Genomic DNA, 23800 nt, shown 5'->3' with positions numbered 1-23800 from the left:
CGACCCGAACAACGAATAGAAATAAGTGGAAATACCATTATAAGTCGTCAAAAATCGCCAGCGCATCCGCCAGCTTCTTCACGCCAAACACCGTCATCCCTTCCGGAGGCTTTTTCGGCACATTGGCGTGCGGCACAATAGCGCGGCGAAAACCGTGCTTGGCAGCTTCGGTAATCCGCTCCTGCCCGCTCGGCACAGGCCGGATCTCGCCTGCAAGCCCCACTTCGCCAAACACCACCAGATCGTGCGGCAGCGGGCGGTTGCGCAGGCTCGACACCATAGCCAGCAGCAGCGCCAGGTCGGCGCTGGTTTCCATCACTTTCACGCCGCCGACTACGTTTACAAACACGTCCTGATCGGCCATTTGCAGCCCGCCATGCCGATGCAACACGGCCAGAAGAATCGCCAGGCGATTCTGCTCCAGGCCGACTGCCACACGGCGCGGATTCGCCATCATAGACTGATCCACCAGCGCCTGAATTTCCACCAACAGCGGGCGCGTACCTTCCCATACCACCATTACGGAACTGCCTGCTGTCAGTTCATCGCCACGGCTTAGAAAAATTGCCGACGGATTGCTCACCTCACGCATTCCCTGCTCCGTCATAGCAAATACGCCCAGCTCATTTACCGCGCCAAAACGGTTTTTATGGCTGCGCAACGTGCGAAAGCGGGAATCGGCATCGCCATCAAGCAAAACCGAGCAGTCTATACAGTGCTCCAGCACCTTCGGCCCTGCCAGCGAACCATCTTTAGTTACATGGCCGACCATGACGATAGCCACGCCGCGTGTTTTGGCAAAGCGCGTCAGATAGGCCGCGGTTTCGCGCACCTGCGCCACGCTGCCGGGCGATGACTGCACGTCCGCCATATGCATAACCTGAATAGAGTCGATAACCATAAGCTTCGGCTGCTCCGCTTCGGCAATCAGGCAGACCTGTTCAATGCTGGTTTCCGAAAGCATATTAAGGTTATCCGTCGGCAGCCCCAGGCGGTGGGCGCGCATCGCAACCTGCTGTAATGATTCCTCGCCGGTGACGTAAAGGGTTTTCATTTCCACCGCAAGCTTACACAGCGTCTGCAACAGCAGCGTGGATTTGCCCGCGCCGGGATTGCCGCCGATAAGAATAGCGCTACCGGGCACAACGCCGCCGCCCAGTACGCGATCGAACTCTTTAAAGCCGGTGGAAAAGCGCGGCAGCGCCTCCAGGCTGATATCAGAAAGCTTCTGCACTTTGCTGACGCCTGCGCTACCGGCATAGCCGGACAGACGCTCGTTGCGCGCCGCCTGCGGCGAGGCCGCAAGCCGCACTTCAGTAATGGTATTCCAGGCATGGCAGGCGCTGCACTGCCCCTGCCAGCGCGGATAGTCCGCGCCGCATTCATTACAAACAAACGCGCGTTTTACCGCTTTCGCCATGTCATTATTCCTGGTTAAGGCTGCCGGAGAGAATACAGAATACCCCCATCAGATCGGCGTTGCGGATAGTCACTTCCGCCTGCTGATTCACCTTAGGTTTGGCATGATAAGCCACACCGAGCGCTGCGCGCCTGAGCATGGGTAAATCGTTGGCGCCATCGCCAATCGCCACCGTCTGGGCGGGCGCTATATGATATTTTTCCATCAGTTCGGTAAGGGTTTGGGCTTTATGCCTGGCATCGACAACAGCGCCGCAAACTTCGCCGGTCAGCCTGCCGTCGCGAATTTCCAGCACATTGGCCACCGCCTCGTTCAGGTTGAGCTTTTCACGCAGATAATCGGCAAAGTACGTAAAGCCGCCAGAGGCAATCGCCACCTTCCACCCCAGCGCCTGGAGTTTTACTACCAGCGACACAAGGCCCGGCATCAGCGGCAGCGCATCGCGCACCTGACGCAATATCGCCGCGTCGGCGCCTTTTAGCGTCGCCACGCGCTGACGCAGGCTGGCGGTAAAATCCAGTTCGCCGCGCATCGCGCGCTCGGTCACTTCAGCAACGCTCTCACCGGTACCCGCCAGCTTTGCAATTTCATCAATACATTCAATTTCAATGGCCGTGGAATCCATATCCATTACCAGCAAACCCGGCGTACGCAGATGAGGAAGCTTACCCATTGGCGCGACGTCCAGCCCCGCCTCGTGCGCAAGCCTTGCGGCGCGAGGCGTCAAAGACCCCGCCAGGCGAATCACCTGATAGTCTTCCACGCACCAGGCGCTAACAATCACCATCGCCGCGCCCAGCTTGCGCTGGTAGCGCGTAAGGCGTTCTTTATCCAGGCTGCGCCCGTACAGAAGCCATCCTGTGCGCCCTGCACGATAATCCAGAGGCATCACCTCATCGCCGCTTAAAGAAAGGGGTAACCCGGGCCAGAGAGGGACCTCATTAGGCAGATCGCGCCAGGTCAAACTATTGGGCATTTCAGCTCCTGTATCAAGTTAGGCCGCAACAAAACAACGCATGAGGCTACCCTGTTGAGAGCACATCTGGCAACATGCAGACTGCAAATTTTAACGGGTGAAATATGGTTAAGGGAAAATTTAAATTCCGGCTGCACCGCGCGGCGATCGTACTTCTCTGCCTGGCGCTGCTGGTCGCGCTGATGCAGGGCGCCTCATGGTTCAGCCAGAATCATCAGAACTCGCGCAATGTCCAAATGGAAGAGATTGCCCGCACGCTGGCGCGCCAGGTGAGCTATACCCTTGCGCCAATGATGAAAAGCCAGACGCCGGACGAAAAACAGATAATGGCCGTGCTTCGCCAGTTGACCGAAGGCAGCCGCGTGCTGGACGCCAGCGTTTATGACGAAGGCGGAGCGCTCGTCGTGCGCGCGGGTGAAAGCGTTGACGTGCGTGACCGGCTGGCGCTCGACGGCAAAAAAGCTGGCGGCTATTTCAATCAGCAAATTGTAGAGGATATTAAGGGTAAAAATGGGCGGCTTGGCCAGCTGCGCATGACGCTGGATACGCATACCCTGGCGACGGAAGCAAAACAGGTGGATAACACGACCAATATTCTGCGCCTGATGCTGCTACTGGCTCTGGCGATCGGTATAGTGCTGACCCGCACGCTGTTGCAGGGAAAACGCACCCGCTGGCAGCAGTCTCCTTACCTGCTAACCGCCAGCCGCCCGGTTCCTGAAGATGATGACATGCCCGGCGGCCCTTCGCGCTAAAACCTACTGCACGATACGCGCCCGGCTCCGGGCGCGCGCTATCCTTCAGGTTCGTTTTCATAAAGGCATCCGGCCTGCCTTCCTTGCGACGGCTAATTTCCGCGCTTCATATCTCCTGCAACGGCCTCAGCCCGCAACAATGTGAAAACCAGAACCTCGCGTGACGACATTATGAAAATAAGTTCACAATGTCCGGATTGCCGTTTCGGACTGCCACTGGCTACAAAAACGCGCGGCATGCGCCCGCCAGCGTATGTGGTACGCGATCGCGCTCAATCAACGGGCGCTAAACAAGGCCGCGAGAGCGGCCTTTGAGACGGCTGACAAACCCCATCCTGACGCAGACAGGATGGATGAAATTCAATAAAAAAATAAGGAAAATCAACGCATTGATTTTCGCCTGCTTACCACAAAGAAGGAAAAAAACCGTTTTTTCCTTCTTTGCCAACAATCTGAAGGCCGCGCGAGCGGCCTCCGGTTGTCGCCCGTAATACGATTAGCGGCATGTTATGGCAAAGTTGTATTTATACCGTTTTAAGCTTAGCCGCTTTTTGCACATCATAACTAAGTTAACGCCTTGTTTTATTAATAGTAATTAGATGCATGGGCGTCAATAGCAAGTAAATGCCGGGAGAAAATGCTGGTATGGCTAACAAAATAAACTTGCCGCAGTGCGAAGTTGCCTTCAGGGAAAAGGGTTCAGCGCCTGGAAAGAGGGGTAACTTAAGCGATCGGATATCTTTTCTGTCTTAACGATAAAACCGCCTGCACAGGGACGTTTATTAGCGGCGGTTCAATGAAAGAAACCGTCCTGGATTCAGCACTGCCCGCACCAGCCCCGTGACTGAGCTGTAACGGGTGAGCTTAACCACTTCTGTAGATCAGTAAGTTTTTACAGTAGAACAGCCCCAGTTTAGAAATGGTTAAATGAGTATCTAAATAATCTGATGGCCCTTCGTCCTTGCCGGGTAAAAACCATAATCAGACTATTCTTAAAACACCATCCGCGTGGTAGCGAGTTTTCCTCCTGCTCTGTTCTGCATAGCGAAGCATAATTTCTTTAGCCCTGATTAGAAAATATGCTTTATGTCATTAAACCTGTACTGAAATGGAATGAAAAAAATTCAGATTGTTTAAAAATTAATTCATGCAATGAAAGCCCTGTCGCCAGGACGCCTAAAGAAATTAATGAGTTTACATAATTCAAATTAAGCGATCTGGGTCACAATACTTTATCTAAAATTGCCAATAAATTCTGATATTCGTAGGAATGCCACTCGGTGAAATTCATAAAAACACGATCTATATCAAACATTTACACTCGCTTTGCGATTAAGAATTAACTGACTAATTATAAACAGAGGCAATTATGTTTTTCTCCAGGCAAATCCAATAATTTATTGCAGTAGCGCGAGCAGGAAGCTTTAGCCTTGCCGCTAACGATATTGCTATAACACCTTCCGCACTCAGTCATGGAATTCATGAACTGGAGCAGCGTTTAGGAAAAAAACTGATACTGAGGAAAAAGACAGGCACTTTTCTTACCAGTTATGGGAAAGCTTTGTATAACGATATTGCCCCTTTATATGACAAAAGCATTAATATATTCAACCGTACTAAAGGAGATACACCCAGGACGGTTATTTGTGTCGATGCTTTTTTAAATCCTACGCTGCCGAAAAAATTAGCAATTCTAATTGAAAAATTTGGCAACAGGATTGAAATTAAATCATCTAAAGCAAGTTTACCGCTGGAAAATACTTTAGATGAATATTGTGATGTAATACTGGATGTCACATATGGGTTAAATGAAAAAATCCCCACCTCTGTTTATAAAATGGCGTTGCCGCCTGAAAAAATTGTAATTGTTGCCAGTGAGAAGGTTATCAGCAAATATAAAGATCCATTTCAGATGCTTAAAATGGAAAATATCTTCCTGCGTGATGCCGTATTACAACATAACGTTTTTCAAAAAATCAAAAATAACCTGCGCGAACATTGCATTAAAGGCCAATTCATTGCTCTTCCTGATGTGTATGATGTGATCGGGGCGTTGACGCTGGATATGGGCATTGCCTTAATTACTGAAAACGCAGTCAATCACCCTGCCTTTAATGAGAAGGATTTAATTTCCTTAGATATGCCAAAAGAATTTCAATTCATATTAAACAGAGGAATATATTTTAAAAAGGAGCGATATGATGAGTTAATAGATATTGTTTCGTGCATACATAATAACTAACCCGTTCTATGCGTTTTACATAAGCCAGATTCTCACTGGTTTACATCTGTTGAAACATTTTTCCTCATTATGTGGGGATAATAGACGACACCAGGTAAATCATAGTCAAATTATACATGTGGCTTAAAGCATATCCATTGCATTTCCTTATAAAGAATCGGACAGCTATGACTGGCGAGGTAGCCCATGAAAAGCGAATCAATTAATGCCACAGCGGCTGGCACAGAGAATATGACGCAGCCTAAACAAGCTATTATCCTGACTATCGGTATCTTTTTTGATGGCACAGGCCAAAATTCATCTGACGGCGGCTATCATCAGGTTAACTATACTGATACGCGTAATAGAATGAGAGAATTATCCTCAGATCAGCATCTCTTACCGGCTCACGGTTTTATCGGCAGAGCGGCAGTAAGTAGCCTCAATGCTCAAACCAATATTTACAAGCTCTACACGCTTTATCGCCAGGATATTGCCCCTGACTCCGGGTCTGGCCAGTATGCGCTATATATTGAGGGCGTGGGTACCGAAGATGGGGCGCACGACAACATCTATGGCATCGTCACCGGTAGAGGCGACACGGGAGTGGTGAAAAAAACAGATAAAGCAGTTGCGGCCCTGGCGGGCTGCATCCGGGATTATTTGGGCAGGCTTGACGTAACCCACCACTGCATCATCCAAAATATACAGTTTGACATTTTCGGTTTCAGCCGGGGAGCAGCCGCAGCGCGCCACTTCGCCAACCGTGTGTTTAGCCAGGATCCGGCCATCATCGCAGCACTTCAGCCTGTGCTGACAAAGAGGGTTTCACAGGGGGCTTTAGAGGTAAAAACACGTTTTCTCGGCTTATTCGATACCGTTGCGGCCATTTGCACTCCCATAAACGGTCTCAATCCGCATAACGCCGATACTGGCGAGGTCAATCTGAAACTTCGTCCAGGGGTTGCGCAAAAAGTATTTCATATCACTGCGCAACACGAATGTCGGTTTAATTTTGCCCTGAATAGTGTCAAACCTGCATGGCCGGAGCTGGCGCTGCCGGGTGTACATTCTGATATTGGCGGAGGATATAACACCTGTGAATACGAGCGATATTTCGTCACAAGACCGGAGTATGAAACAGTACCGCTTTCCACACCTGATAGCGGAACACGAATATATCAAAAGACGTGCGAACAGCTCAGCGCAATGGCGGCCTATCCGGCCATCGCGCCCCTGTTGCAGACGGCCGGGGTAACCGTTGAGAGCTGGCATGACGCGCGCATGCCCGCCGATCGGTATGGCGCCCGGCAAAAGCGAAGCGGCGCCGCTGCCGTTATCGAACGGCCAACGTACAATGACTGGTCAAAGGTGGTGCTTCGAGTCATGGTTGATGCGGCGCAGGATGCAGGAGTGGAATTTTACCCATGTGATAGCGCTGTTCCGGGAATTGCTTTTCAATCCGAACTACAGCGTTTTTGTGAAAAAGCGATCCTTATGGGGCGAGCAATCCGTACCGGACTTCAGGTTGACGGTTTTACAGATGAAGAAATTCACAGGCTGGCAGAAAAATATATTCACTGCTCTGCCAACTGGAATTGTGTAGAAAAAGACGATCAAGGCAGGCTGAGAGGCGCGGTCAGGCCGGCAAAATGGATTAATTTTATCAACCGGCCCGACGAACGCTGGCGAAGGGCCGTCTACGATATGGACGGAAAAAAAGTGCAGATATAAACCCTTTTGCAGGAGCGACATTTATATAAATATAAATTTTCTCAGCACGGATAAATCCGTGCTTTCAGGTCCGGCTAATTCCTGTGAAGTCGCGCCGCCTGTTAAATAAAACCAGAAATTTCCTCACGTCTGAATCATTAATAACTATGGATTTTTTTCTGTCAATGCAAAAACACGCCGCCATAACCAGTGTAGCAGGGTGCTGCCCAGCGTGCTACAGAGCCCTGCGGTAATCAGGGCCATCAGCGGACTGTTTCCGTGTTCAAAGCTGTACAAACCGCCAAGAAACCCTGTAAAGGCGGATATGATGATTTGTGATACAGCTTCAGTCCACTTACGTTTCCTCCTGCGTCTTTGGTTATCCATCAGATAACGAACCACGCCCCCCCACACGGAAAAAACGCCAACCATCAACCAAAAGACCGGCTCCGGAGAATGGTTGATTATATTTGTTAATAAATCGGGACTGAGTGCCATTATTCTCTCCTGGCCCGTAAGGGCTTCAATATGGTCAGTCCTCCTGCAATTTTTCCGTGTTGACTTTAATATTACACAGCTACATTGCAGGCAGCCAGGCCACTAAAAAGTTCCAGGTTCATACTGTCAATACCAGTAAAAAAGAAGATACCGAAAAATAACTAGCGGAGGATGAAATATTTTTAACGTAGAGATGAGAAGAATACATTTTCACTCATGCGCTAAGAGAAAATCAGCATACTAAAAGAAACAGGATGTGAAACATTGCGAGGTAACACACAATATTTAAGTTTTTTTATTCTAAAACAGCAATGTTCCATCACATAGTGTTATTCAGAGATTGACTGGCATTCAAGGAAACATAAAGGTGATATTTGTCACGAATTAAAGCGTAGCAAGTTAATGCTGCCTCAGGCAAACGCACACACATGAAAAAAAACGAACCTAAATTGAATTAATCTCGTTTCCAATAATTTAATGGCCATGTAATTCTTTACCCAGGAGAGTTTCCCCAAATATTTAATGGGATAAGTAACTCTACCTGGCTCAGAGAGTTACAGCATTTCATTCAGAGTTGCTTTATATAAATAGCACAAACAATTAAACGTATAAATTTAAAGGATATACAAATGAAAAAAGTTAAAGCAACCAATAACTTAATCCAGAATGGCGATTTTGAAGAAACGAAAAATACACAATGGATGTATTCACTCACGGGTAACCCAATTGAAGTGAGCGAAGAGGAGCACGAAGGAAAAAATAGTTATGCAGAGATTAAAACCACACAATCTATTTTCCAGCGCACCTTTTTTCATCCAAATGACAGCGGAACAATTACGCTCTCTATTCGTGGTATGCTGCCAGTCATCGTGTCTGTTATGGACGCTTCCTTAGCTGAACCTACAGTATACTGGTCTGGGGAAGCGACGCCAGATAATAGCAACGAGTGGAAGGTGGAGACTTTAGCTTTCGCTTTAGGGGATAATCTTGGCTCGGATCTGTGCCTTCATTTTCAGGCAAAATGGGATCAGAATGCTGACGCAACGGTAGATATTGATAATATCAAAATTGAAAGCGAAGCTGGCGCGGTCATTAACAATGGCGATTTCGAGAACGGGGCCGCTTCATGGACAGATTCTTTAACAGGCTCGGCTATCCAGACCTCAGATGAAGATGTTGTTGAAAAGAATCATTTCGCACGGATACATCCTACGGAATCAATTTTTCAGCGCCACGCATTTAAATCAAACCAGAGCGGTACGATTAAAGGTAAGCTGCGTGGCGTGTTGGGCGCTACCGTGGCAATTCTGGATGCCTCTACACCAGATGCGAAACCATACTGGAGCACCAACATAGCGGGCAGCCGCACAGATTTTACCGAGTTTACTGCTGATTTTAACCTCGGGGACGTTGATGGACAGGATTTATGCCTGCATTTCCAGGCTGATTATCATCAGAACCCGGATGAATATGTTGATATTGACGATGTTAGCATGACAATTAATCAGTAATCTAAGCCTGGCATCCTGTATTTATTGAACGTTATATGCAGGATGCCAACTTTTGTAATAATAAAAAGCTGAAAGCTATTTAACTGGCTATTCAGGCGTAAACAAAATTAATTTGCCAAATATTGCACCAGTATCCTTAAGCCTGCGCATGCTGGAGCGGGAAAGTAAAAAAGCCCTGCCAGCCCCCGGGACATGTCAATGCTAAATAATCCGCTTATGCGGCTTAGTAATATGCTCGGGCAGCTTCAGTCAGTTAACGAAACTGAGAATACCGCTTTGACGGTATGGCAACTGCCAGCGCAATTGTAAATAAATAGTCCCGCTTTAATTCTCTGCTCTGTTTTCAGGGAGAAGCTCATCAGTTAAACGCAATCAAGGGGGGACTAACGAAAAATAAAAAAAGAAGAGGCCCCATACCAGGCCTCAATACGTTATGATTTTTGCATTAACAGGAATCGTTATTCACAAACCCGCTTAACGGGCTGGCATTAGCCTTATGCCGCTTTATCTCCCAGCAACACAGACTCCAGCGCGATTTTAATCATATCGTTAAACGTGGACTGGCGCTCCGCCGCTGTGGTCTGCTCGTGAGTACGGATATGGTCAGAGACGGTACAAATCGTTAGCGCCTTCGCGCCAAATTCCGCCGCCACGCCGTAGATGCCAGCCGCCTCCATCTCCACGCCCAGAATGCCGTATTTCTCCATCACATCGAACATCTGCGGGTCCGGCGAGTAAAATAAATCAGCGGAGAACAGGTTGCCCACGCGCGCGTCAACGCCCAACGCTTTTGCCGCGTCCACGGCGTTGCGCACCATATCAAAATCGGCAATAGCGGCAAAATCATGATCTTTAAAACGCTGCCGATTCACTTTGGAATCGGTACAGGCTCCCATACCAATCACCACGTCGCGTAGCTTTACATCCGGGCGTACCGCGCCGCAGGAGCCTACGCGGATGATTTTCTTCACGCCGAAATCGGTAATCAGCTCTTTGGTATAGATAGAACAGGAAGGAATGCCCATCCCGTGGCCCATCACCGAAATCCGACGCCCTTTGTAGGCGCCGGTATAGCCCAGCATGCCGCGTACGTTGTTCACTTCACCGATCCCCTCAAGGAACGTTTCAGCGATATGTTTTGCGCGCAGCGGGTCGCCCGGCATCAGTACGACGTCAGCGAAATCGCCCCTTTCTGCATTAATATGTGGCGTAGCCATAGCATTATCCTTACAGTTTTCATGTACCGGACGCCGCAGCGCCCGGAATTTATCCCAGTCAAAGCATCGCCTTGCCGTACTGCATGTCGGACAGGCCGAAATATTTTGCCACCGTCTGGCCGATATCGGCGAACGTATCACGGTGACCCAGCGAACCCGGCTTTATTTGCGGCCCATAGATCAACACAGGAATGTGTTCACGGGTATGGTCAGTGCCAGGCCAGGTAGGGTCACAACCGTGGTCGGCGGTTAAAATCAGGATATCGTCGTCTTTTACCAGCGCCATCAGCTCCGGCAGGCGGCGATCGAACAATTCAAGCCCGGCGGCATAGCCAGACACATCGCGACGGTGTCCCCAGCTTGAGTCAAAGTCCACAAAATTGGTAAAGACAATAGTGTTATCGCCCGCGGCCTTAATTTCAGCAAGCGTGGCGTCAAATAGCGCATTCAGGCCGGTAGCCTTCACTTTTTTCGTGATGCCGACATTAGCATAGATATCTGCGATTTTACCCACAGAAACCACCTGCCCGCTCTTTTCATCCACCAGTTTTTTCAGGATGGTCGGCGCAGGCGGCTCCACGGCCAGATCGTGGCGGTTACCGGTACGCTGGAAGCGACCGGCTTTCTCCCCCACGAACGGGCGAGCGATCACACGGCCAATGTTATAGCCGCCTTCGGTCAATTCTTCGCGGGCGATTTCGCACAGCGCATAAAGCCGGTCGAGGCCGAATGTCTCTTCATGGCAGGCTATCTGAAACACCGAGTCCGCCGAAGTATAGAAGATCGGTTTACCGGTTTTCATATGCTCTTCGCCCAGCGCATCCAGAATCACCGTACCGGAGGAATGGCAGTTGCCAAGGTAGCCCGGCAGCTTGCCACGCTCGACCAGTTTATCCAGCAGCGCCTGCGGAAAGCTGTTTTCCTGTTGGGTAAAATAGCCCCACTCGAACAGCACAGGAACGCCGGCTATCTCCCAGTGGCCGGACGGCGTATCCTTGCCGGAAGAAAGCTCGTGCGCCCAGGCGTACGCGCCAATAATTTCCGCACTGGCGTCCATACCGGCGGGAATAGCGCCGGTAGAGCCTTGCGCCGCCTTTGCCAGACCAAGCCGGGTCAGATTAGGAAGTTGCAGCGGCCCCGTCCGCCCCTCGCAGGCCTCGCCGTTGGCGCAGGCCTGCGCAATATGGCCCAGCGTATCGGCCCCTTCATCGCCAAAGCGTGCGGCATCTTCGGTTGCGCCAATGCCAAACGAATCCAGCACCATAATAAATACACGTTTCATCATTTCTCCTGCGTCAGTACGCCCTTACGCAAACTGCCCGCCCTGCCTGCTTCGTTCAGGTTAGCCGAACGCCGGACCGCCTCGTTTTGCGTACCGCGTGTATACGTTGATTCAGCGCGGCTTCGACGTTTAAACAACGTCGCAGACGCCCCCGGGAACCTTTTCAGGCGCTAAAGAAAACATCCTTTCAGTATACCCGCAGGGCCGCCTTGCCGGCAGGGCTGTAGGTGTATTAGCCCGTTATGCGTCTGTAAACAACCATCGCCAGCTGCGGCGGCGCATCGCTCACCTGTATCGCAGCCTTCACGGCCTGCGCCGCAGCCTGCCACTGCGCTTCATCACGCGCGTGAATCACTGCCAGCGCTCGCTGCCCGTCAACAGGTTCGCCCAGCGCGATAGTTTCCGTCAGCCCCACGCCATAGTCGATAGTATCCGACGCCCGGCGGCGTCCTCCCCCCAATCCCACCACCGCCATGCCCAGCGCGCGGGTATCCATTGCGCCGACATAGCCATGCGTATCGGCATAGACCGGTTTGCGAAACGCCGCAGCAGGAAGATAGCGGTCATAATGCTCAACAAAGTCCGTCGGCCCTTTCTGCGCAGCCACCATTTGACCAAATATCTCCGCGGCCCGACCATTATCAAGCACTGCCTGTAACCGCTCGCGGGCATCGGCCTCATCGGCTGCCAGCTTGCCGGAGATGAGCATCTCCACGCACAGCGCCAGCGTCACCTCAAGCAGGCGGGGGTGACGATATTCACCGGTAAGAAAGCGCACAGCTTCACGGACTTCCACCGCGTTACCTGCGCTGGAAGCCAGCACCTGGTTCATATCGGTCAGCAGCGCCGTGGCGCGCACACCCGCGCCGTTCGCCACGCCGACAATCGATTCAGCCAGCGCCAACGAGCGCTCAGGCGTTGGCATGAACGCACCGCTGCCCACTTTCACATCCATCACCAACGCATCCAGCCCTTCAGCCAGCTTTTTAGCCAGTATCGAGGCTGTAATCAGCGGGATAGAATCCACCGTGGCGGTGATATCACGCGTGGCGTAAAAGCGTTTATCCGCCGGGGCCAGCGAGCGCGTCTGGCCGATAATCGCCACACCCACGTCTTTGATAATCTCGCGAAAACGCGCCTCGTCTGGAAAAATATCAAGACCGGGGATAGCCTCAAGCTTATCCAGCGTACCGCCAGTATGGCCCAGCCCACGCCCGGAGATCATGGGCACATAGCCGCCGCAGGCAGCTACCATCGGCCCCAACATGAGCGAGGTCACATCACCTACGCCGCCGGTGGAGTGCTTATCGACAACAGGGCCGTTCAGCCCCAGGCCTCGCCAGTCCAGCACCGTGCCGGAATCGCGCATCGCCAGCGTCAGCGACACGCGCTCGGCCACCGACATATCATGGAAAAAGATAGTCATTGCCAGCGCGGCAATTTGCCCTTCCGAAACGGTGTTATCGCGAATGCCGTTAATAAAGAAACGAATTTCTTCATCACTGAGCGGTTGCCCATCGCGCTTTTTACGAATAATTTCTTGTGCCAGAAACAAGGAACCTCCCGGAAAACGTCAAAAATCAATAGCCGCTACCGCGCCTGTCCGCGTCGTAGCCCAGCGCGTTAAGCAGGCTCGCCAGCAGGCTGGAGGCCCCAAAGCGATAGTGACGTGAATCAGCCCAGTCTGCGCCAAAAATGTCATCAGCCATTGCCAGATATTTTGCCGCATCTTCGGCGCAGCGAACGCCGCCTGCGGGCTTAAAGCCCACTGTTTTTTCCACGCCCATATCACGGATAACCTCCAGCATAATGCGCGCGCTTTCCGGGGTGGCGTTGACCGGCACTTTACCGGTAGAGGTTTTAATAAAATCAGCGCCAGCATGAATAGCGATTTCAGACGCCTTGCGGATAAGCGACGCGTCTTTCAGTTCGCCGGTTTCGATAATCACTTTCAGCAGCGCATTCGCCTGCGCGCATACTGCCTTACAGGCCTTAACCAGTTCAAAACCCACCTGGTCGTTACCGGCAATCAGCGCCCGGTATGGGAACACCACATCCACTTCATCTGCGCCATACGCTACGGCGGCGCGGGTTTCGGCAACCGCAATATCGATGTCGTCATTACCGTGAGGGAAGTTGGTCACGGTGGCAATGCGGATTTCCGGGGTGCCCTGCGCGTTTAGCGTCTTACGCGCAACCGGAATAAAGCGCGGGTAAATACACACCGCCGCCGTGTTACCTGCCGGCGTTTTCGCCTGTTGGCACAGCGCTATCACTTTCTCATCGGTGTCATCATCATTCAGTGTGGTCAGATCCATCAGCTTTAACGCACGCAGGCTGCTGGCGGTTAAGTCGGTCATAGTTTACTCCAGGTCGGTTCGGGGGGGCGGGTAGCGACGATTTTAGCGCTGACGCAACGGCGACCGCGTAATGTTAAAATAATAACATTCAGCGCAGTAAAATTATCGTGTCGCCATTCACAAAAGCCTAAATCTGCGTTGCGGCATGCCGACAGTATAGGGGATTAAACGCGTAAGACAACGTCTGAGGAGGGGAGAAAAGCGGCAGCCGGGGAATGTCCGGCCGCCTGAGAAAGATGTGAAAATTCTAACAACCACTGCTATTACAGCGCCAGGAACAGGCCTGCGATTGTGGCGCTCATCAGGTTCGAGAGCGTACCGGCGGCCACCGCCTTTAGCCCCAGTTGCGCCACTTCATGACGCCGGGTTGGCGCCATGCTGCCCAACCCGCCAATGAGAATAGCGATAGAAGAAAGGTTGGCGAATCCGCACAGCGCAAAAGAGATAATCGCTTTGGTATGGCCGGAAAGCACCTGCATACCGGCAGCACGCACGGTTTCATCATCCGCCAGGTACTGCCCAAAGTTCAGATAGGCCACGAACTCATTGATGATAAGTTTCTGGCCGATAAAGGAACCGGCGACCATCGCCTCACTCCAGGGCACGCCAATCACCCAGGCTATTGGCGCAAACACCCAACCAAGGAGCAGTTGCATCGAAAGCTGCGGATAGTCAAACCAGCCGCCAACGCCGGAGAGGATGCCGTTAAGCAGGGCAATGAGCGCGACAAACGCCAGCAGCATCGCCCCCACGTTCAGCGCAAGCTGCATTCCCGACGCCGCGCCGGCTGCCGCCGCATCAAGCAGATTAGAAGGTTTATCGGGATCGTTTTCCAGGCTATCTGGCTGCGGCTCATCGTGCGTCTTTTCCGTTTCCGGCAGGATGATTTTCGCAAACAGCAGTCCGCCCGGAGCCGCCATAAACGAGGCCGCAATCAGATAGTGCAGCGGCACGCCCATCTGGGCATAACCCGCCAGCACAGAACCGGCTACCGAGGCCAGGCCTCCGCACATAACGGCAAACAGTTCGGAGCGCGTCATTGTGGCAATATATGGACGCACCACCAGCGGCGCCTCGGTCTGCCCAACAAAGATATTCGCTGTCGCAGAAAGCGATTCAGTGCGCGACGTGCCCAGCACTTTACGCAGCGCGCCGCCCAGCACGCGAATAACCAGTTGCATAATGCCGATGTAATACAGCACGGCAATAAGGGATGAGAAAAATACAATCACCGGCAATACGCGCAGGGCAAAAATAAAGCCGCCGCCGCCAAACACTTCAAACATCTTATCAGATACCAGCCCGCCAAACAGAAAGCTGATGCCTTCATTGCCATAGGCGATGACGCTGGCTACGCCGTCAGACATCGCCATCAGCACTTTACGCCCCACGGGTACATAAAGTATCAACGCGCCGATACCTACCTGAAGACACCATGCGCCAAGGACAGTACGAAGATTAATGGCTCTGCGGTTACTGGAAAGGAGAATGGCGATCAGCACCAACACAACCATGCCAATCAGACCCATGAGGATTTGCATACGAATTCCCTGCGTAGTCAACAAAAAAGTTAAAAGAAGCCCTAAGAGCGCGAGGATTATACCGGCAGGTGGGTAAATATAGTCTGACTGGATCACATAACGATGTGAATTGTTACAAGATATAATCCCGCATAGTGACTTACGTCACATTTATAACTCAAACAGTCGGCAGGTATTAGCAAACAGGGCCTGAGCGATTTGCTCGGCAGGTTCATTGCGCAGAGCGCACAGCGCGGCAAAAACCTGCGCCGCGCGCTCAGGGCGGTTGGGCTGCCCCTGGTAACCGAAAAGCGGCATATCGGGCGCGTCAGTCTCCAGCAGCAACGCAGAAAGCGGCAGCCGCGCTATCACATTACGCGTCTTGCTGGCGCGTTTATAGCTAATCGTACCGCCAACACCGATATAATAGCCCAGCGCGACAAAACGTTCGGCCTGTTGCAGGCTTCCGGAAAAACCGTGAACCACGCCGGTGCGCGCCAGCGCGCACCGGCGCAAATGCTGCGCCAGCTTATCGTGAGTACGGCGAGAATGAAGCATAACCGGCAGATCGTAGCGCTTCGCCAGCCGTAGCTGTTCATCAAGCAACGCCTGCTGGCGCGCAAACTGCGGATTTTCTATATACAGATCAAGCCCAATTTCACCAACGGCCACGAGTTTTTCCGGGCGCTGCGCCAGCCGCTTTGCCAGCGAGTCAAAGGCCGCATCGTCATGCCTGTGGATAGCAACAGGATGCAGGCCAAGCGCGGCATAAACCTCAGCATACTGCCGGGCCAGCGAAAGGATGGCGTCAAAGCGCTCTGCCGATACGCCCGGAACCAGAATTTTCTCCACGCCAGCCTGCGCCGCCTGCGCCAGGCTGGCTGACTCATGGCCGGTAAAAGGCGGGAAATCAAAATGGCAGTGGGTATCAATAAATCGCAAGGTCATGCGCTGTTTTCACTGCTAAATTCGCTGTCATTGGCCTGCGCCCGGTTCAGGCCGGCGCCGGCGCCGCCCAACGTCACGACGGGCGTTACGCACGCCGGGAGCAAAGCCGCCTCACGCTTGCCCGAACGCAGGACAGATGTCGTAACGGGCAGCGCCGGGTTGGCCGCCTTTGTCGCAACAGGCGTGGCAAGCGGCAAAGTAAAGCGCCGCAGCGGCGGTTTTTTCGCCAGCAGTTTGCCTACCGTGGCCAGGAAATAGCGCCCGCAAAGACGCCCTGTGCGGTAATCAGCGCGCAGCGCGGCCGGACGGCTGCCAAGCGCGGAGCTTTGCAACGGCGATGGCGGATAGATCTCTATGATACGCAAATCGCCCGGCGGGTTTTCAATAAAACGCTGGATAGCCAGATAGCTTTCTTCATGGTGATGCACCAGGTTTACCAGCGGCATAAGGCTGCTCTCGTTAAGCCAGCGCTCCATATGCTTAAACCACTGCGGCGTATAGTACATCTGTGAAGGCACCGTACGAATCACCACCAGCGTTTTCGCGCCGCGCCGCGCGGCCTCGCGCACCGGCACCGCATCGCTGATGCCGCCATCCTGATAGCTGATGTTATCGAGCATAACACCACTGCGGTAGAAACCGGGAATAGCGCTTGAGGCACGGATAATATCAAGCCAGGTATCGTGCAGGGGAGAAAAATAACTTGCGGCGTAATCATCGCTGCGACAGGCACACATATAAAACGCCTTGCCGTCGTCAAAGCGGCGCAGGGCGGTATCCATAGACAACGGCATCGTTTTCGATGTTTCGCTTACCAGCCAGTCAAGATCGATAAGATTGCCGCCGCGCACAAAACGCACGGGATTAAAAAATTCACGTCGCGTGGTGTAACCGGTAATTACGCGCCGGGCATAGCCTGGCTGGTGGCAAACAAAGGCCGAAAGGTTTTGGGCGCCTGCGGAGGTGCCAAAGTAGCTATGAAAGGGATCAAATTTATTAATCATAAATTCATCCAGCACGCCTGCGGTAAATATACCGCGCTGACCGCCGCCCTCGCACACCAACGCCATTTTGCCTGGCTCAAAAGGCTGTAGCGCCAATGGCGCAATATTGCCGAGCGTAACGGGAATTCTCTGTCCCACCGCTGCTTTCCTGTATTGTTGCCGCCTGCCTGATAGCAGGACGGTGAAGGGTTGTCCTGGCAGCGCTGAATCCTCAAAGCCCCAGCCGGAGAGCTGGCCTCAAAGGGATATCAGGGAGGACAAAATCAGGGGGTTGTTCTCCGCGACGCCGTCAGCCGAAAATCATTATATTATCTTGCTTTTTTTCTGGCATTTCGGACCGAAGTCGTACATATCAATGTTTGTCAACGGTCACAGGCCAGCCCGATGGGCTGGCCTGTTAGCAACAGAATGTTACTTTCATCTAATTTCATCTAAGGACGCCTGCGGCCCATAAACAGGCTGACCAGGAACAGAATAACACCAACAACAAACACAATTTTAGCTGCGCCTGCTGCGGTACCTGCAAGGCCGCCAAAACCAAGCGCTGCGGCAATCAACGCAATAACCAGAAAAATAATGCCCCATCGAAACATCAGTCTCTCCTTTATTTATGTTCAAAGTGTAACTGCGTTGCTTTGCGACGTAGTACGCCGTAGAACCCTTTCATCAACCCGTTTGCCGATCGCGCTTGCCTGCCAGCCGCCGGGAAGGTGGTCAGATTGTTACTTTTTCACCTGCAGATCGTTTTTCACGCTCTTTACGCCGTCTACGGCTTTAGCAATGCGCTCGGCACGTTCGGACTGCGCCTGTGACTCCACCTCTCCGGTAAGCTGAACCACGCCATCGGTTGTCGTCACCTTCACGTGGCGGGACGGCACAATATCGTCAGCTAACAGTTTCGCTTTTATCTCGCCGGTCGTGGCCGTGTCGCCGGCATATTTGCCCATCGACTGCGACTGATCGTCTTTTACGTGCAGCTTATTGCTAACTGAGGTGACGCCTTCGACCCCTTTTGCGACGGCAACCGCTTTTTCCGCTTCAGCCTGGCTTGCGACAAAACCGCTCAGCGTCACGACATTCTTTTCAGTTTCAACGGAAATATCGGCGCTTTTGACGGTTTCATCATCAACCAGCGCGGCTTTAACCTTAGCCGTTATTGCGCTGTCATCCATAAAGTTACCGACTTTATCCATAGTGTTATCGATTTTCTGCCCCGCGCTTTCGGCAGTCGAATGCGCTTTATCCACCGTTTCGTTTTGCGCGAATGCCGCGCCACTAACCAATACAGAGCCCAGAGCAACAGCCAGCACAGTTTTCGAAAGCTTATGTGTATTCATCGATTTGTTCCTGTAGGTTTACCCAAAATTTGAGCCTCGAACCGCCATTTCAGCGGCCCTGTATACAGCAGAGCGTATGGCCCGATCTGTTCTCACTTTTACGTCATTGACGTAAGAAACCGTAATTAATCGCGCGCAAGCCGTCATTAATGGTCATAAGGCCTGAAAGCTTATGCAGACAGGGTTTTTTAACCATTATTCAGCGCGGATAATGAGGTAAATATAGTTCGTTGTTGTGAAAACGCCTGGGAATTGGGCTGAAAAAGACAAAAAGACGCAGCCCGGAGCAGAAACGAAGGCGGTTGTGCAATGGTTTGATACTGAAGGCTAATTTAACGGCGCACGTGAATATGTGCGCCGCCAGGAAGGCATTAATGTTCGCGGGTTTTGCGGAAAGTGACGTCAGGATAACGCTCCTGGGTCAGATTCAAATTAACCATCGTCGGGGCGATATAGGTAAGATTGTCGCCGCCGTCCAGTGCGAGTTGACCTTCATTTTTACGCCTGAACTCTTCAAATTTCTTCACGTCTGACGACTCCACCCAGCGTGCGGTAGCCACGTTAACCGATTCGTAGATCGCCTCCACGTTATACTCGCTTTTCAAACGCGCCACGACCACATCGAACTGCAACACGCCAACGGCGCCGACAATCAAGTCATTACTGGAAACCGGCCGGAACACCTGTACAGCCCCTTCTTCCGATAGCTGCACCAGCCCTTTAAGCAGTTGCTTTTGTTTAAGGGGATCTTTCAGACGAATACGGCGGAACAATTCCGGCGCGAAGTTAGGAATACCGGTAAACTTCATCGTTTCACCCTGGGTAAAGGTGTCGCCAATCTGAATAGTACCGTGATTATGCAGGCCGATAATATCTCCGGGATAAGCTTCTTCTACATGAGATCGATCGCCTGCCATAAACGTCAGCGCATCGGAGATAACCACATCTTTGCCGGTGCGCACCTGGCGCAGCTTCATGCCTTTTTCATATTTACCGGAAACCACGCGCAAAAACGCCACGCGGTCACGGTGTTTGGGATCCATATTCGCCTGAATTTTAAAGACAAAACCAGAAAATTTTTCTTCCTGCGCTTCAACGTCGCGCACATCGGTTTTACGCGGCATAGGCGCCGGCGCCCAGGAAACCAGCCCGTCGAGCATATGGTCAACGCCAAAGTTACCCAGCGCAGTACCGAAGAATACCGGCGTGATCTCACCGCTTAGAAAGAGCTCTTCATCAAACTCGGTGGAAGCGCCTTTCACCAGCTCCAGCTCATCGCGTAGCTGCTGCGCCAGGTCGTCCCCCACAGCAGCGTCCAGCTCAGGGTTATCCAGGCCTTTCACAATGCGCACTTCCTGGATGGTATGCCCCTTGCCGCTCTGATAGAGATAGGTTTCATCTTTATAAAGATGGTAGACGCCTTTAAACAGCTTGCCGCAGCCAATGGGCCAGGTGACAGGCGCGCAGGCGATCTTAAGCTCGTTTTCCACTTCATCGAGCAGTTCCATAGGATCGCGGATATCGCGATCGAGCTTGTTCATAAAAGTCAGGATCGGCGTATCACGCAGGCGCGTAACTTCCATCAGCTTACGGGTACGATCCTCAACGCCTTTTGCAGCGTCAATCACCATCAGACAACAATCCACCGCCGTCAGCGTGCGATACGTATCTTCAGAGAAGTCTTCATGCCCTGGCGTGTCAAGCAAATTAACCAGGCAATCGCGATACGGAAACTGCATCACCGAGGTGGTAATTGAGATACCGCGCTGCTTTTCCATCTCCATCCAGTCGGACTTCGCATGATGGCTGGAGCCGCGTCCTTTTACCGTGCCAGCGGTCTGAATCGCCTGTCCGAACAGCAGCACTTTTTCAGTAATAGTGGTTTTACCGGCGTCCGGGTGAGAGATAATGGCAAAGGTGCGGCGCCGGGCCACCTCCTGCAAATAGGGAGACAACGTCATATTTACTCTTCTCTTCAGGCGCGAGAGATCCCCGCGCAGCGCGTTATTCAAAAAAGTGCGAGGATTTTACCTATTGCGGGGCAGATACCCAAAAGAATTCGTCTGCGCGTTATGCGTTAAAGAGCCACTGCGCCAGTTCGTTAAGCGACGCCACCTGCTTATCCGGCGTAATGCCTGCCGGTAATTCCCGGCCATGCGCGTTAAGCCAGACGGTTTTCAGTCCGGCATTCATACCGCCGAGAATATCCGACTCTGCGGTATCGCCCACCATAAGCACACGCTCACGCGGAGGGTTGCCCATTTGCATCAGCGCATAGTCAAAAATTTTACGATCCGGCTTAGCCACGCCGACCTGCTCAGAAATGATCAATACATCAAAAAAATCGCTCAGGCCGGTACGCGCCAGGCGAATCTGCTGAAGCGCGGTAAAACCGTTAGTAATAATACCCAGTTTCACTTTGCCTTTCAGGGCATTAAGCAGCGATTCCGCGCCCGGTAGCGGCGTACAGATGTCCGCCATCGCGTTAAGGAACGCCGCATTCAGTTCGCTCGCCTGTACGTTGAGACGATCAGCCCAGCTTGCAAAACGCTGCACCTGAAGCTGGAGCGCGGTAATGCTACCGTTCTGATAATCCACCCACAGCGGCTTATTCACCGCCTGGTAATCCTGAAAATCCTTATCGGTAAACGTCACGCTGTAATCAAGAAACATGCGCTGTAGCCCACCGAAGGCATCGAAGGAAAATAACGTTTCGTCGGCGTCAAAGAGTATCCAGTCCCACTTCATTTACATCACCTTTAGCGTTATCACCCCAGCGGCAAAGCCATAATAATTGCGTCCTCACGGCCGTCTGCGGTGGGATAGTAGTTGCGCCGTACCGTCACCTCATTAAAACCGAGACTTTCATAGAGCGCGATGGCGGCGGCGTTAGAAGCACGCGCCTCAAGCCACAACGTCAGGATCTGTTTTTGTTCCAGCGCGTTGATGAGATACGTCAGAAGCTGGCGTCCCAGCCCGCGCCGCTGAAAGGCAGGATCGACAGCAATGTTAAATAGCGTGGCCTCGTCCAGCACGACCTGCGTAATGGCGAACGCCACCATATCGCTGCCGATATCCATACGTAAGTTGAAATAGCGCTCGCCCTGATTGCCAGCGAACGTCTTTTCGCTCCAGGGAAACGCGTGGCTACGTTGTTCAATAGCAAAGGCCTGGGCCAGGCCTTGCGAATCAAGAGAAGAAATACTGTTCATATTCACATATCTGTCGCCAGAGAGCGGCACGAGCCTGGGCGCTACGTTGAAGTTCGCCAGGATCTGGCGAGAGAAGCCGCGCGCCTGACAAAACCAGGTCGGTCTCCACGCCCATCAGCCAGCTATTGCAGCGCCGGCCTTCCGGCAGCATTGCCGCACGTTCGGGCGTTAGCAACATGACCTGTTCGGCATCAAGCGTAAGCGCCCGCAAAACATCCGCAACCAGCGGATCGGTAAGACGCGGCAGCGTCGCTGCGACGACCACCAGGCGAAGCGTATCGGGAAGCGTCAGCGCAACTTCGCCCTGCAATGCCGCAGGGCGGCGCAGCGTCCAGCGGACGATGCCCAGTTGCTGAAGCTGCCAGTCACGTCGGTCGGTCATAGCGAAACCTGTTTAAGTCACCTGAGGGGCGCAAATATAACAAATTCCGCACAAGCCCGCCAACAGCGCCACGCCGGGAATTGCCGGCAATTTCGTGCCGAAAACGTCACGACGCCTGCAAGTTGCAGGCTGTCCGTATATAATCGCCGCCTGATGATAAAAAGGAGCGTACTATGTCCGCGTGGACTCCGGCGAGCGAAGTGCTGCTGCGCCACAGTGATGATTTTGAACAACGCCGCGTGCTGTTTGCCGGCGATCTGCAGGATGACCTGCCCGCACGGCTTGAAACCGCCGACAGCCGCGCTCACACCCAACAATATCACCACTGGCAAACGCTAAGCGCGCAAATGGGCGAACGCGCGCAATTCGGCCTGCTGGCCGGGCCGCAGACCATCGCCGGCTGCGACACGCTGGTGTACTACTGGCCGAAGAATAAACCCGAAGCCCAGTTTCAGTTAATGAATCTGCTCTCATTGCTACCGGAAGGCTGCGATCTTTTCATTGTGGGTGAAAATCGCAGCGGCGTACGCAGCGCCGAGCAGATCCTCGCGCAAATCAGCCCGCTAAATAAAATCGACAGCGCACGACGCTGCGGGCTTTATTACGGTAGGCTGGAAAAGCGCCCGCTGTTTGACGCAAACGCCTGGTGGAACACATACCAGAGCGAGGGCCTGACGATTAAAACGCTGCCCGGGGTATTCAGCCGCGACGGGCTGGACGCCGGCAGCCAACTGCTGCTGTCAACGCTCACGCCGCATACCAAAGGTAAAGTGCTGGATGTGGGCTGCGGCGCCGGCGTGCTGGCCGCCGCGCTGGCGAACCATTCGCCGAAAGTGCGCCTGACGCTATGCGACGTTTCCGCGCCGGCGGTAGAAGCGAGCCGCGCCACGCTTGCGGCCAACGGGCTAAACGGCGAAGTGCTGGCAAGTAATATCTATTCCAGTATCACCGGCCGCTTTGACATGATCCTCTCAAACCCGCCCTTCCACGAAGGGCGACAAACCAGCCTCGACGCGGCACATACGCTGATTCGCGGCGCAACACGCCATCTGAATCCCGGCGGTGAATTACGCATTGTCGCGAACGCCTTCCTCCCTTACCCGACAGTGCTTGACGAAACCTTTGGCAGCCACGAAACGATGGCCCAAACCGGGCGATATAAAGTTTACCGCGCGGTATATGGACGCAGCGCCCGCCGCTGAGGGCCTTTTATGCCGTTTTTTCCAGCAATTGGGGAAACGGCACACAATTAAGTATTGACCTCCCCCGTAAAACATCTAGAATGCGCCTCCGTGGTTCAATACTTATCAGGTATTGCCGGTATGCGAAGGTGGCGGAATTGGTAGACGCGCTAGCTTCAGGTGTTAGTGTCCTTACGGACGTGGGGGTTCAAGTCCCCCCCCTCGCACCATCAACCACGCGGTATTGTTTTCAGCAGCGCCCT

21 protein-coding genes, 1 tRNA gene and 1 pseudogene are annotated in these 23800 nt (G+C 52.8%); 7 read left to right on the top strand and 16 right to left on the bottom strand.

Annotated features, from left to right (window positions below; all coding sequences use genetic code 11):
* Positions 1-37 precede the first annotated feature (37 nt).
* Both radA and serB read right to left on the bottom strand, forming a co-directional pair.
* Positions 38-1420: a DNA repair protein RadA gene (radA, locus tag JJB97_RS10120; protein ID WP_238713892.1), complete on the bottom strand. Its 1383-nt coding sequence runs from the start codon at positions 1418-1420 to the stop codon at positions 38-40.
* Positions 1421-1424: 4 nt separating this feature from the next.
* Entirely contained in the window at positions 1425-2396 is a 972-nt protein-coding gene (gene serB / locus JJB97_RS10115) for a phosphoserine phosphatase (protein WP_238713891.1), read from the bottom strand.
* A 104-nt stretch (positions 2397-2500) separates the two neighbouring features.
* Here serB and JJB97_RS10110 point away from each other — a divergent pair, with 104 nt between their 5' ends.
* From JJB97_RS10110 to JJB97_RS10100, 4 genes and pseudogenes are all read left to right on the top strand, one after another.
* On the top strand, positions 2501-3151 hold the full coding sequence (locus tag JJB97_RS10110; protein ID WP_238713890.1) for a YtjB family periplasmic protein: 651 nt from the start codon (positions 2501-2503) through the stop codon (positions 3149-3151).
* Positions 3152-4550: 1399 nt separating this feature from the next.
* Positions 4551-4694: pseudogene (locus JJB97_RS18760) on the top strand (helix-turn-helix domain-containing protein); the annotation flags it as partial.
* A gap of 18 nt (positions 4695-4712) precedes the next feature.
* Positions 4713-5393, top strand: a complete 681-nt coding sequence (locus JJB97_RS10105; RefSeq protein WP_238713889.1) for a hypothetical protein — start codon at positions 4713-4715, stop codon at positions 5391-5393.
* Between the two features lie 186 nt (positions 5394-5579).
* Positions 5580-7106 carry a T6SS phospholipase effector Tle1-like catalytic domain-containing protein gene (locus JJB97_RS10100; RefSeq protein WP_238713888.1) on the top strand — a complete coding sequence of 509 codons (1527 nt, stop codon included), beginning with the start codon at positions 5580-5582 and terminating at the stop codon, positions 7104-7106.
* A gap of 144 nt (positions 7107-7250) precedes the next feature.
* Here the strand turns inward: JJB97_RS10100 and JJB97_RS10095 are convergent, their stop codons facing one another.
* Positions 7251-7583, bottom strand: coding sequence for a phage holin family protein (locus JJB97_RS10095; protein ID WP_238713887.1), 333 nt, complete (start codon positions 7581-7583; stop codon positions 7251-7253).
* 629 nt (positions 7584-8212) lie between these two features.
* On the opposite strand from JJB97_RS10095, the gene JJB97_RS10090 reads away from it, so the two are divergent.
* The gene (locus JJB97_RS10090; RefSeq protein WP_238713886.1) at positions 8213-9094 is read left to right on the top strand and encodes a hypothetical protein; all 882 of its coding nucleotides are present in this window, start codon (positions 8213-8215) and stop codon (positions 9092-9094) included.
* Positions 9095-9588: 494 nt separating this feature from the next.
* On the opposite strand, the gene deoD is transcribed toward JJB97_RS10090, so the two are convergent.
* The 13 genes from deoD to JJB97_RS10025 all read right to left on the bottom strand — a co-directional run bounded on the left by deoD (position 9589) and on the right by JJB97_RS10025 (position 22356).
* Entirely contained in the window at positions 9589-10311 is a 723-nt protein-coding gene (gene deoD / locus JJB97_RS10085) for a purine-nucleoside phosphorylase (protein ID WP_238713885.1), read from the bottom strand.
* Positions 10312-10369: 58 nt separating this feature from the next.
* The gene (deoB, locus tag JJB97_RS10080; RefSeq protein WP_238713918.1) at positions 10370-11593 is read right to left on the bottom strand and encodes a phosphopentomutase; all 1224 of its coding nucleotides are present in this window, start codon (positions 11591-11593) and stop codon (positions 10370-10372) included.
* 232 nt (positions 11594-11825) lie between these two features.
* Positions 11826-13148 (bottom strand): thymidine phosphorylase, encoded by a 1323-nt coding sequence (deoA, locus tag JJB97_RS10075; protein WP_238713884.1) that lies wholly within the window; start codon positions 13146-13148, stop codon positions 11826-11828.
* Between the two features lie 25 nt (positions 13149-13173).
* Positions 13174-13953, bottom strand: a complete 780-nt coding sequence (gene deoC, locus JJB97_RS10070; protein WP_238713883.1) for a deoxyribose-phosphate aldolase — start codon at positions 13951-13953, stop codon at positions 13174-13176.
* A 263-nt stretch (positions 13954-14216) separates the two neighbouring features.
* Positions 14217-15494, bottom strand: coding sequence for a NupC/NupG family nucleoside CNT transporter (locus tag JJB97_RS10065; protein WP_238713882.1), 1278 nt, complete (start codon positions 15492-15494; stop codon positions 14217-14219).
* Between the two features lie 150 nt (positions 15495-15644).
* Entirely contained in the window at positions 15645-16421 is a 777-nt protein-coding gene (locus JJB97_RS10060; protein ID WP_238713881.1) for a TatD family hydrolase, read from the bottom strand.
* A complete protein-coding gene (locus tag JJB97_RS10055; protein WP_238713880.1) occupies positions 16418-17563 on the bottom strand; it encodes a patatin-like phospholipase family protein in 1146 nt (381 codons plus the stop codon). The genes JJB97_RS10060 and JJB97_RS10055 overlap by 4 nt, the downstream gene beginning before the upstream one ends.
* Before the next feature lie 293 nt (positions 17564-17856).
* Positions 17857-18018 carry a DUF1328 domain-containing protein gene (locus JJB97_RS10050; RefSeq protein WP_238713879.1) on the bottom strand — a complete coding sequence of 54 codons (162 nt, stop codon included), beginning with the start codon at positions 18016-18018 and terminating at the stop codon, positions 17857-17859.
* A 129-nt stretch (positions 18019-18147) separates the two neighbouring features.
* Positions 18148-18762 (bottom strand): molecular chaperone OsmY, encoded by a 615-nt coding sequence (osmY, locus tag JJB97_RS10045; RefSeq protein ID WP_238713878.1) that lies wholly within the window; start codon positions 18760-18762, stop codon positions 18148-18150.
* Between the two features lie 371 nt (positions 18763-19133).
* On the bottom strand, positions 19134-20723 hold the full coding sequence (prfC, locus tag JJB97_RS10040; protein ID WP_238713877.1) for a peptide chain release factor 3: 1590 nt from the start codon (positions 20721-20723) through the stop codon (positions 19134-19136).
* Positions 20724-20832: 109 nt separating this feature from the next.
* Positions 20833-21510, bottom strand: a complete 678-nt coding sequence (gene yjjG / locus JJB97_RS10035; protein WP_238713876.1) for a pyrimidine 5'-nucleotidase — start codon at positions 21508-21510, stop codon at positions 20833-20835.
* 20 nt (positions 21511-21530) lie between these two features.
* Complete coding sequence (gene rimI, locus JJB97_RS10030; protein WP_238713917.1) at positions 21531-21974, bottom strand: ribosomal protein S18-alanine N-acetyltransferase; 444 nt, start codon at positions 21972-21974, stop codon at positions 21531-21533.
* Entirely contained in the window at positions 21952-22356 is a 405-nt protein-coding gene (locus tag JJB97_RS10025) for a DNA polymerase III subunit psi (RefSeq protein ID WP_238713875.1), read from the bottom strand. Before JJB97_RS10025 ends, rimI begins: the two co-directional genes overlap by 23 nt.
* 173 nt (positions 22357-22529) lie before the next feature.
* Between JJB97_RS10025 and rsmC the strand changes: the two genes are divergently transcribed.
* Positions 22530-23558 carry a 16S rRNA (guanine(1207)-N(2))-methyltransferase RsmC gene (gene rsmC / locus JJB97_RS10020; RefSeq protein ID WP_238713874.1) on the top strand — a complete coding sequence of 343 codons (1029 nt, stop codon included), beginning with the start codon at positions 22530-22532 and terminating at the stop codon, positions 23556-23558.
* Positions 23559-23680: 122 nt separating this feature from the next.
* Positions 23681-23767: transfer RNA gene (locus JJB97_RS10015), tRNA-Leu, on the top strand.
* The last annotated feature ends 33 nt before the right edge of the window (positions 23768-23800 follow it).

It is taken from the genome of Tenebrionibacter intestinalis (assembly GCF_016632365.1).
Taxonomy (GTDB): Bacteria; Pseudomonadota; Gammaproteobacteria; order Enterobacterales; family Enterobacteriaceae; genus Tenebrionibacter; species Tenebrionibacter intestinalis.
Note: the sequence above shows the minus strand (reverse complement) of the source record. Positions and strands in the feature narration are given on the sequence as shown.

Bases quoted from the DNA above. Each gene is read 5' to 3' on its own strand.
- JJB97_RS10100 (WP_238713888.1), top strand. From the start codon at position 5,580: ATGAAAAGCGAATCAATTAATGCCACAGCGGCTGGCACAGAGAATATG.
- osmY (WP_238713878.1), bottom strand. From the start codon at position 18,762: ATGAATACACATAAGCTTTCGAAAACTGTGCTGGCTGTTGCTCTGGGC.
- serB (WP_238713891.1), bottom strand. From the start codon at position 2,396: ATGCCCAATAGTTTGACCTGGCGCGATCTGCCTAATGAGGTCCCTCTC.
- rsmC (WP_238713874.1), top strand. From the start codon at position 22,530: ATGTCCGCGTGGACTCCGGCGAGCGAAGTGCTGCTGCGCCACAGTGAT.
- deoC (WP_238713883.1), bottom strand. From the start codon at position 13,953: ATGACCGACTTAACCGCCAGCAGCCTGCGTGCGTTAAAGCTGATGGAT.
- radA (WP_238713892.1), bottom strand. From the start codon at position 1,420: ATGGCGAAAGCGGTAAAACGCGCGTTTGTTTGTAATGAATGCGGCGCG.
- JJB97_RS10095 (WP_238713887.1), bottom strand. From the start codon at position 7,583: ATGGCACTCAGTCCCGATTTATTAACAAATATAATCAACCATTCTCCG.
- JJB97_RS10050 (WP_238713879.1), bottom strand. From the start codon at position 18,018: ATGTTTCGATGGGGCATTATTTTTCTGGTTATTGCGTTGATTGCCGCA.
- JJB97_RS10025 (WP_238713875.1), bottom strand. From the start codon at position 22,356: ATGACCGACCGACGTGACTGGCAGCTTCAGCAACTGGGCATCGTCCGC.
- prfC (WP_238713877.1), bottom strand. From the start codon at position 20,723: ATGACGTTGTCTCCCTATTTGCAGGAGGTGGCCCGGCGCCGCACCTTT.
- deoB (WP_238713918.1), bottom strand. From the start codon at position 11,593: ATGAAACGTGTATTTATTATGGTGCTGGATTCGTTTGGCATTGGCGCA.
- deoD (WP_238713885.1), bottom strand. From the start codon at position 10,311: ATGGCTACGCCACATATTAATGCAGAAAGGGGCGATTTCGCTGACGTC.
- rimI (WP_238713917.1), bottom strand. From the start codon at position 21,974: ATGAACAGTATTTCTTCTCTTGATTCGCAAGGCCTGGCCCAGGCCTTT.
- JJB97_RS10065 (WP_238713882.1), bottom strand. From the start codon at position 15,494: ATGCAAATCCTCATGGGTCTGATTGGCATGGTTGTGTTGGTGCTGATC.
- JJB97_RS10110 (WP_238713890.1), top strand. From the start codon at position 2,501: ATGGTTAAGGGAAAATTTAAATTCCGGCTGCACCGCGCGGCGATCGTA.
- JJB97_RS10060 (WP_238713881.1), bottom strand. From the start codon at position 16,421: ATGACCTTGCGATTTATTGATACCCACTGCCATTTTGATTTCCCGCCT.
- JJB97_RS10090 (WP_238713886.1), top strand. From the start codon at position 8,213: ATGAAAAAAGTTAAAGCAACCAATAACTTAATCCAGAATGGCGATTTT.
- yjjG (WP_238713876.1), bottom strand. From the start codon at position 21,510: ATGAAGTGGGACTGGATACTCTTTGACGCCGACGAAACGTTATTTTCC.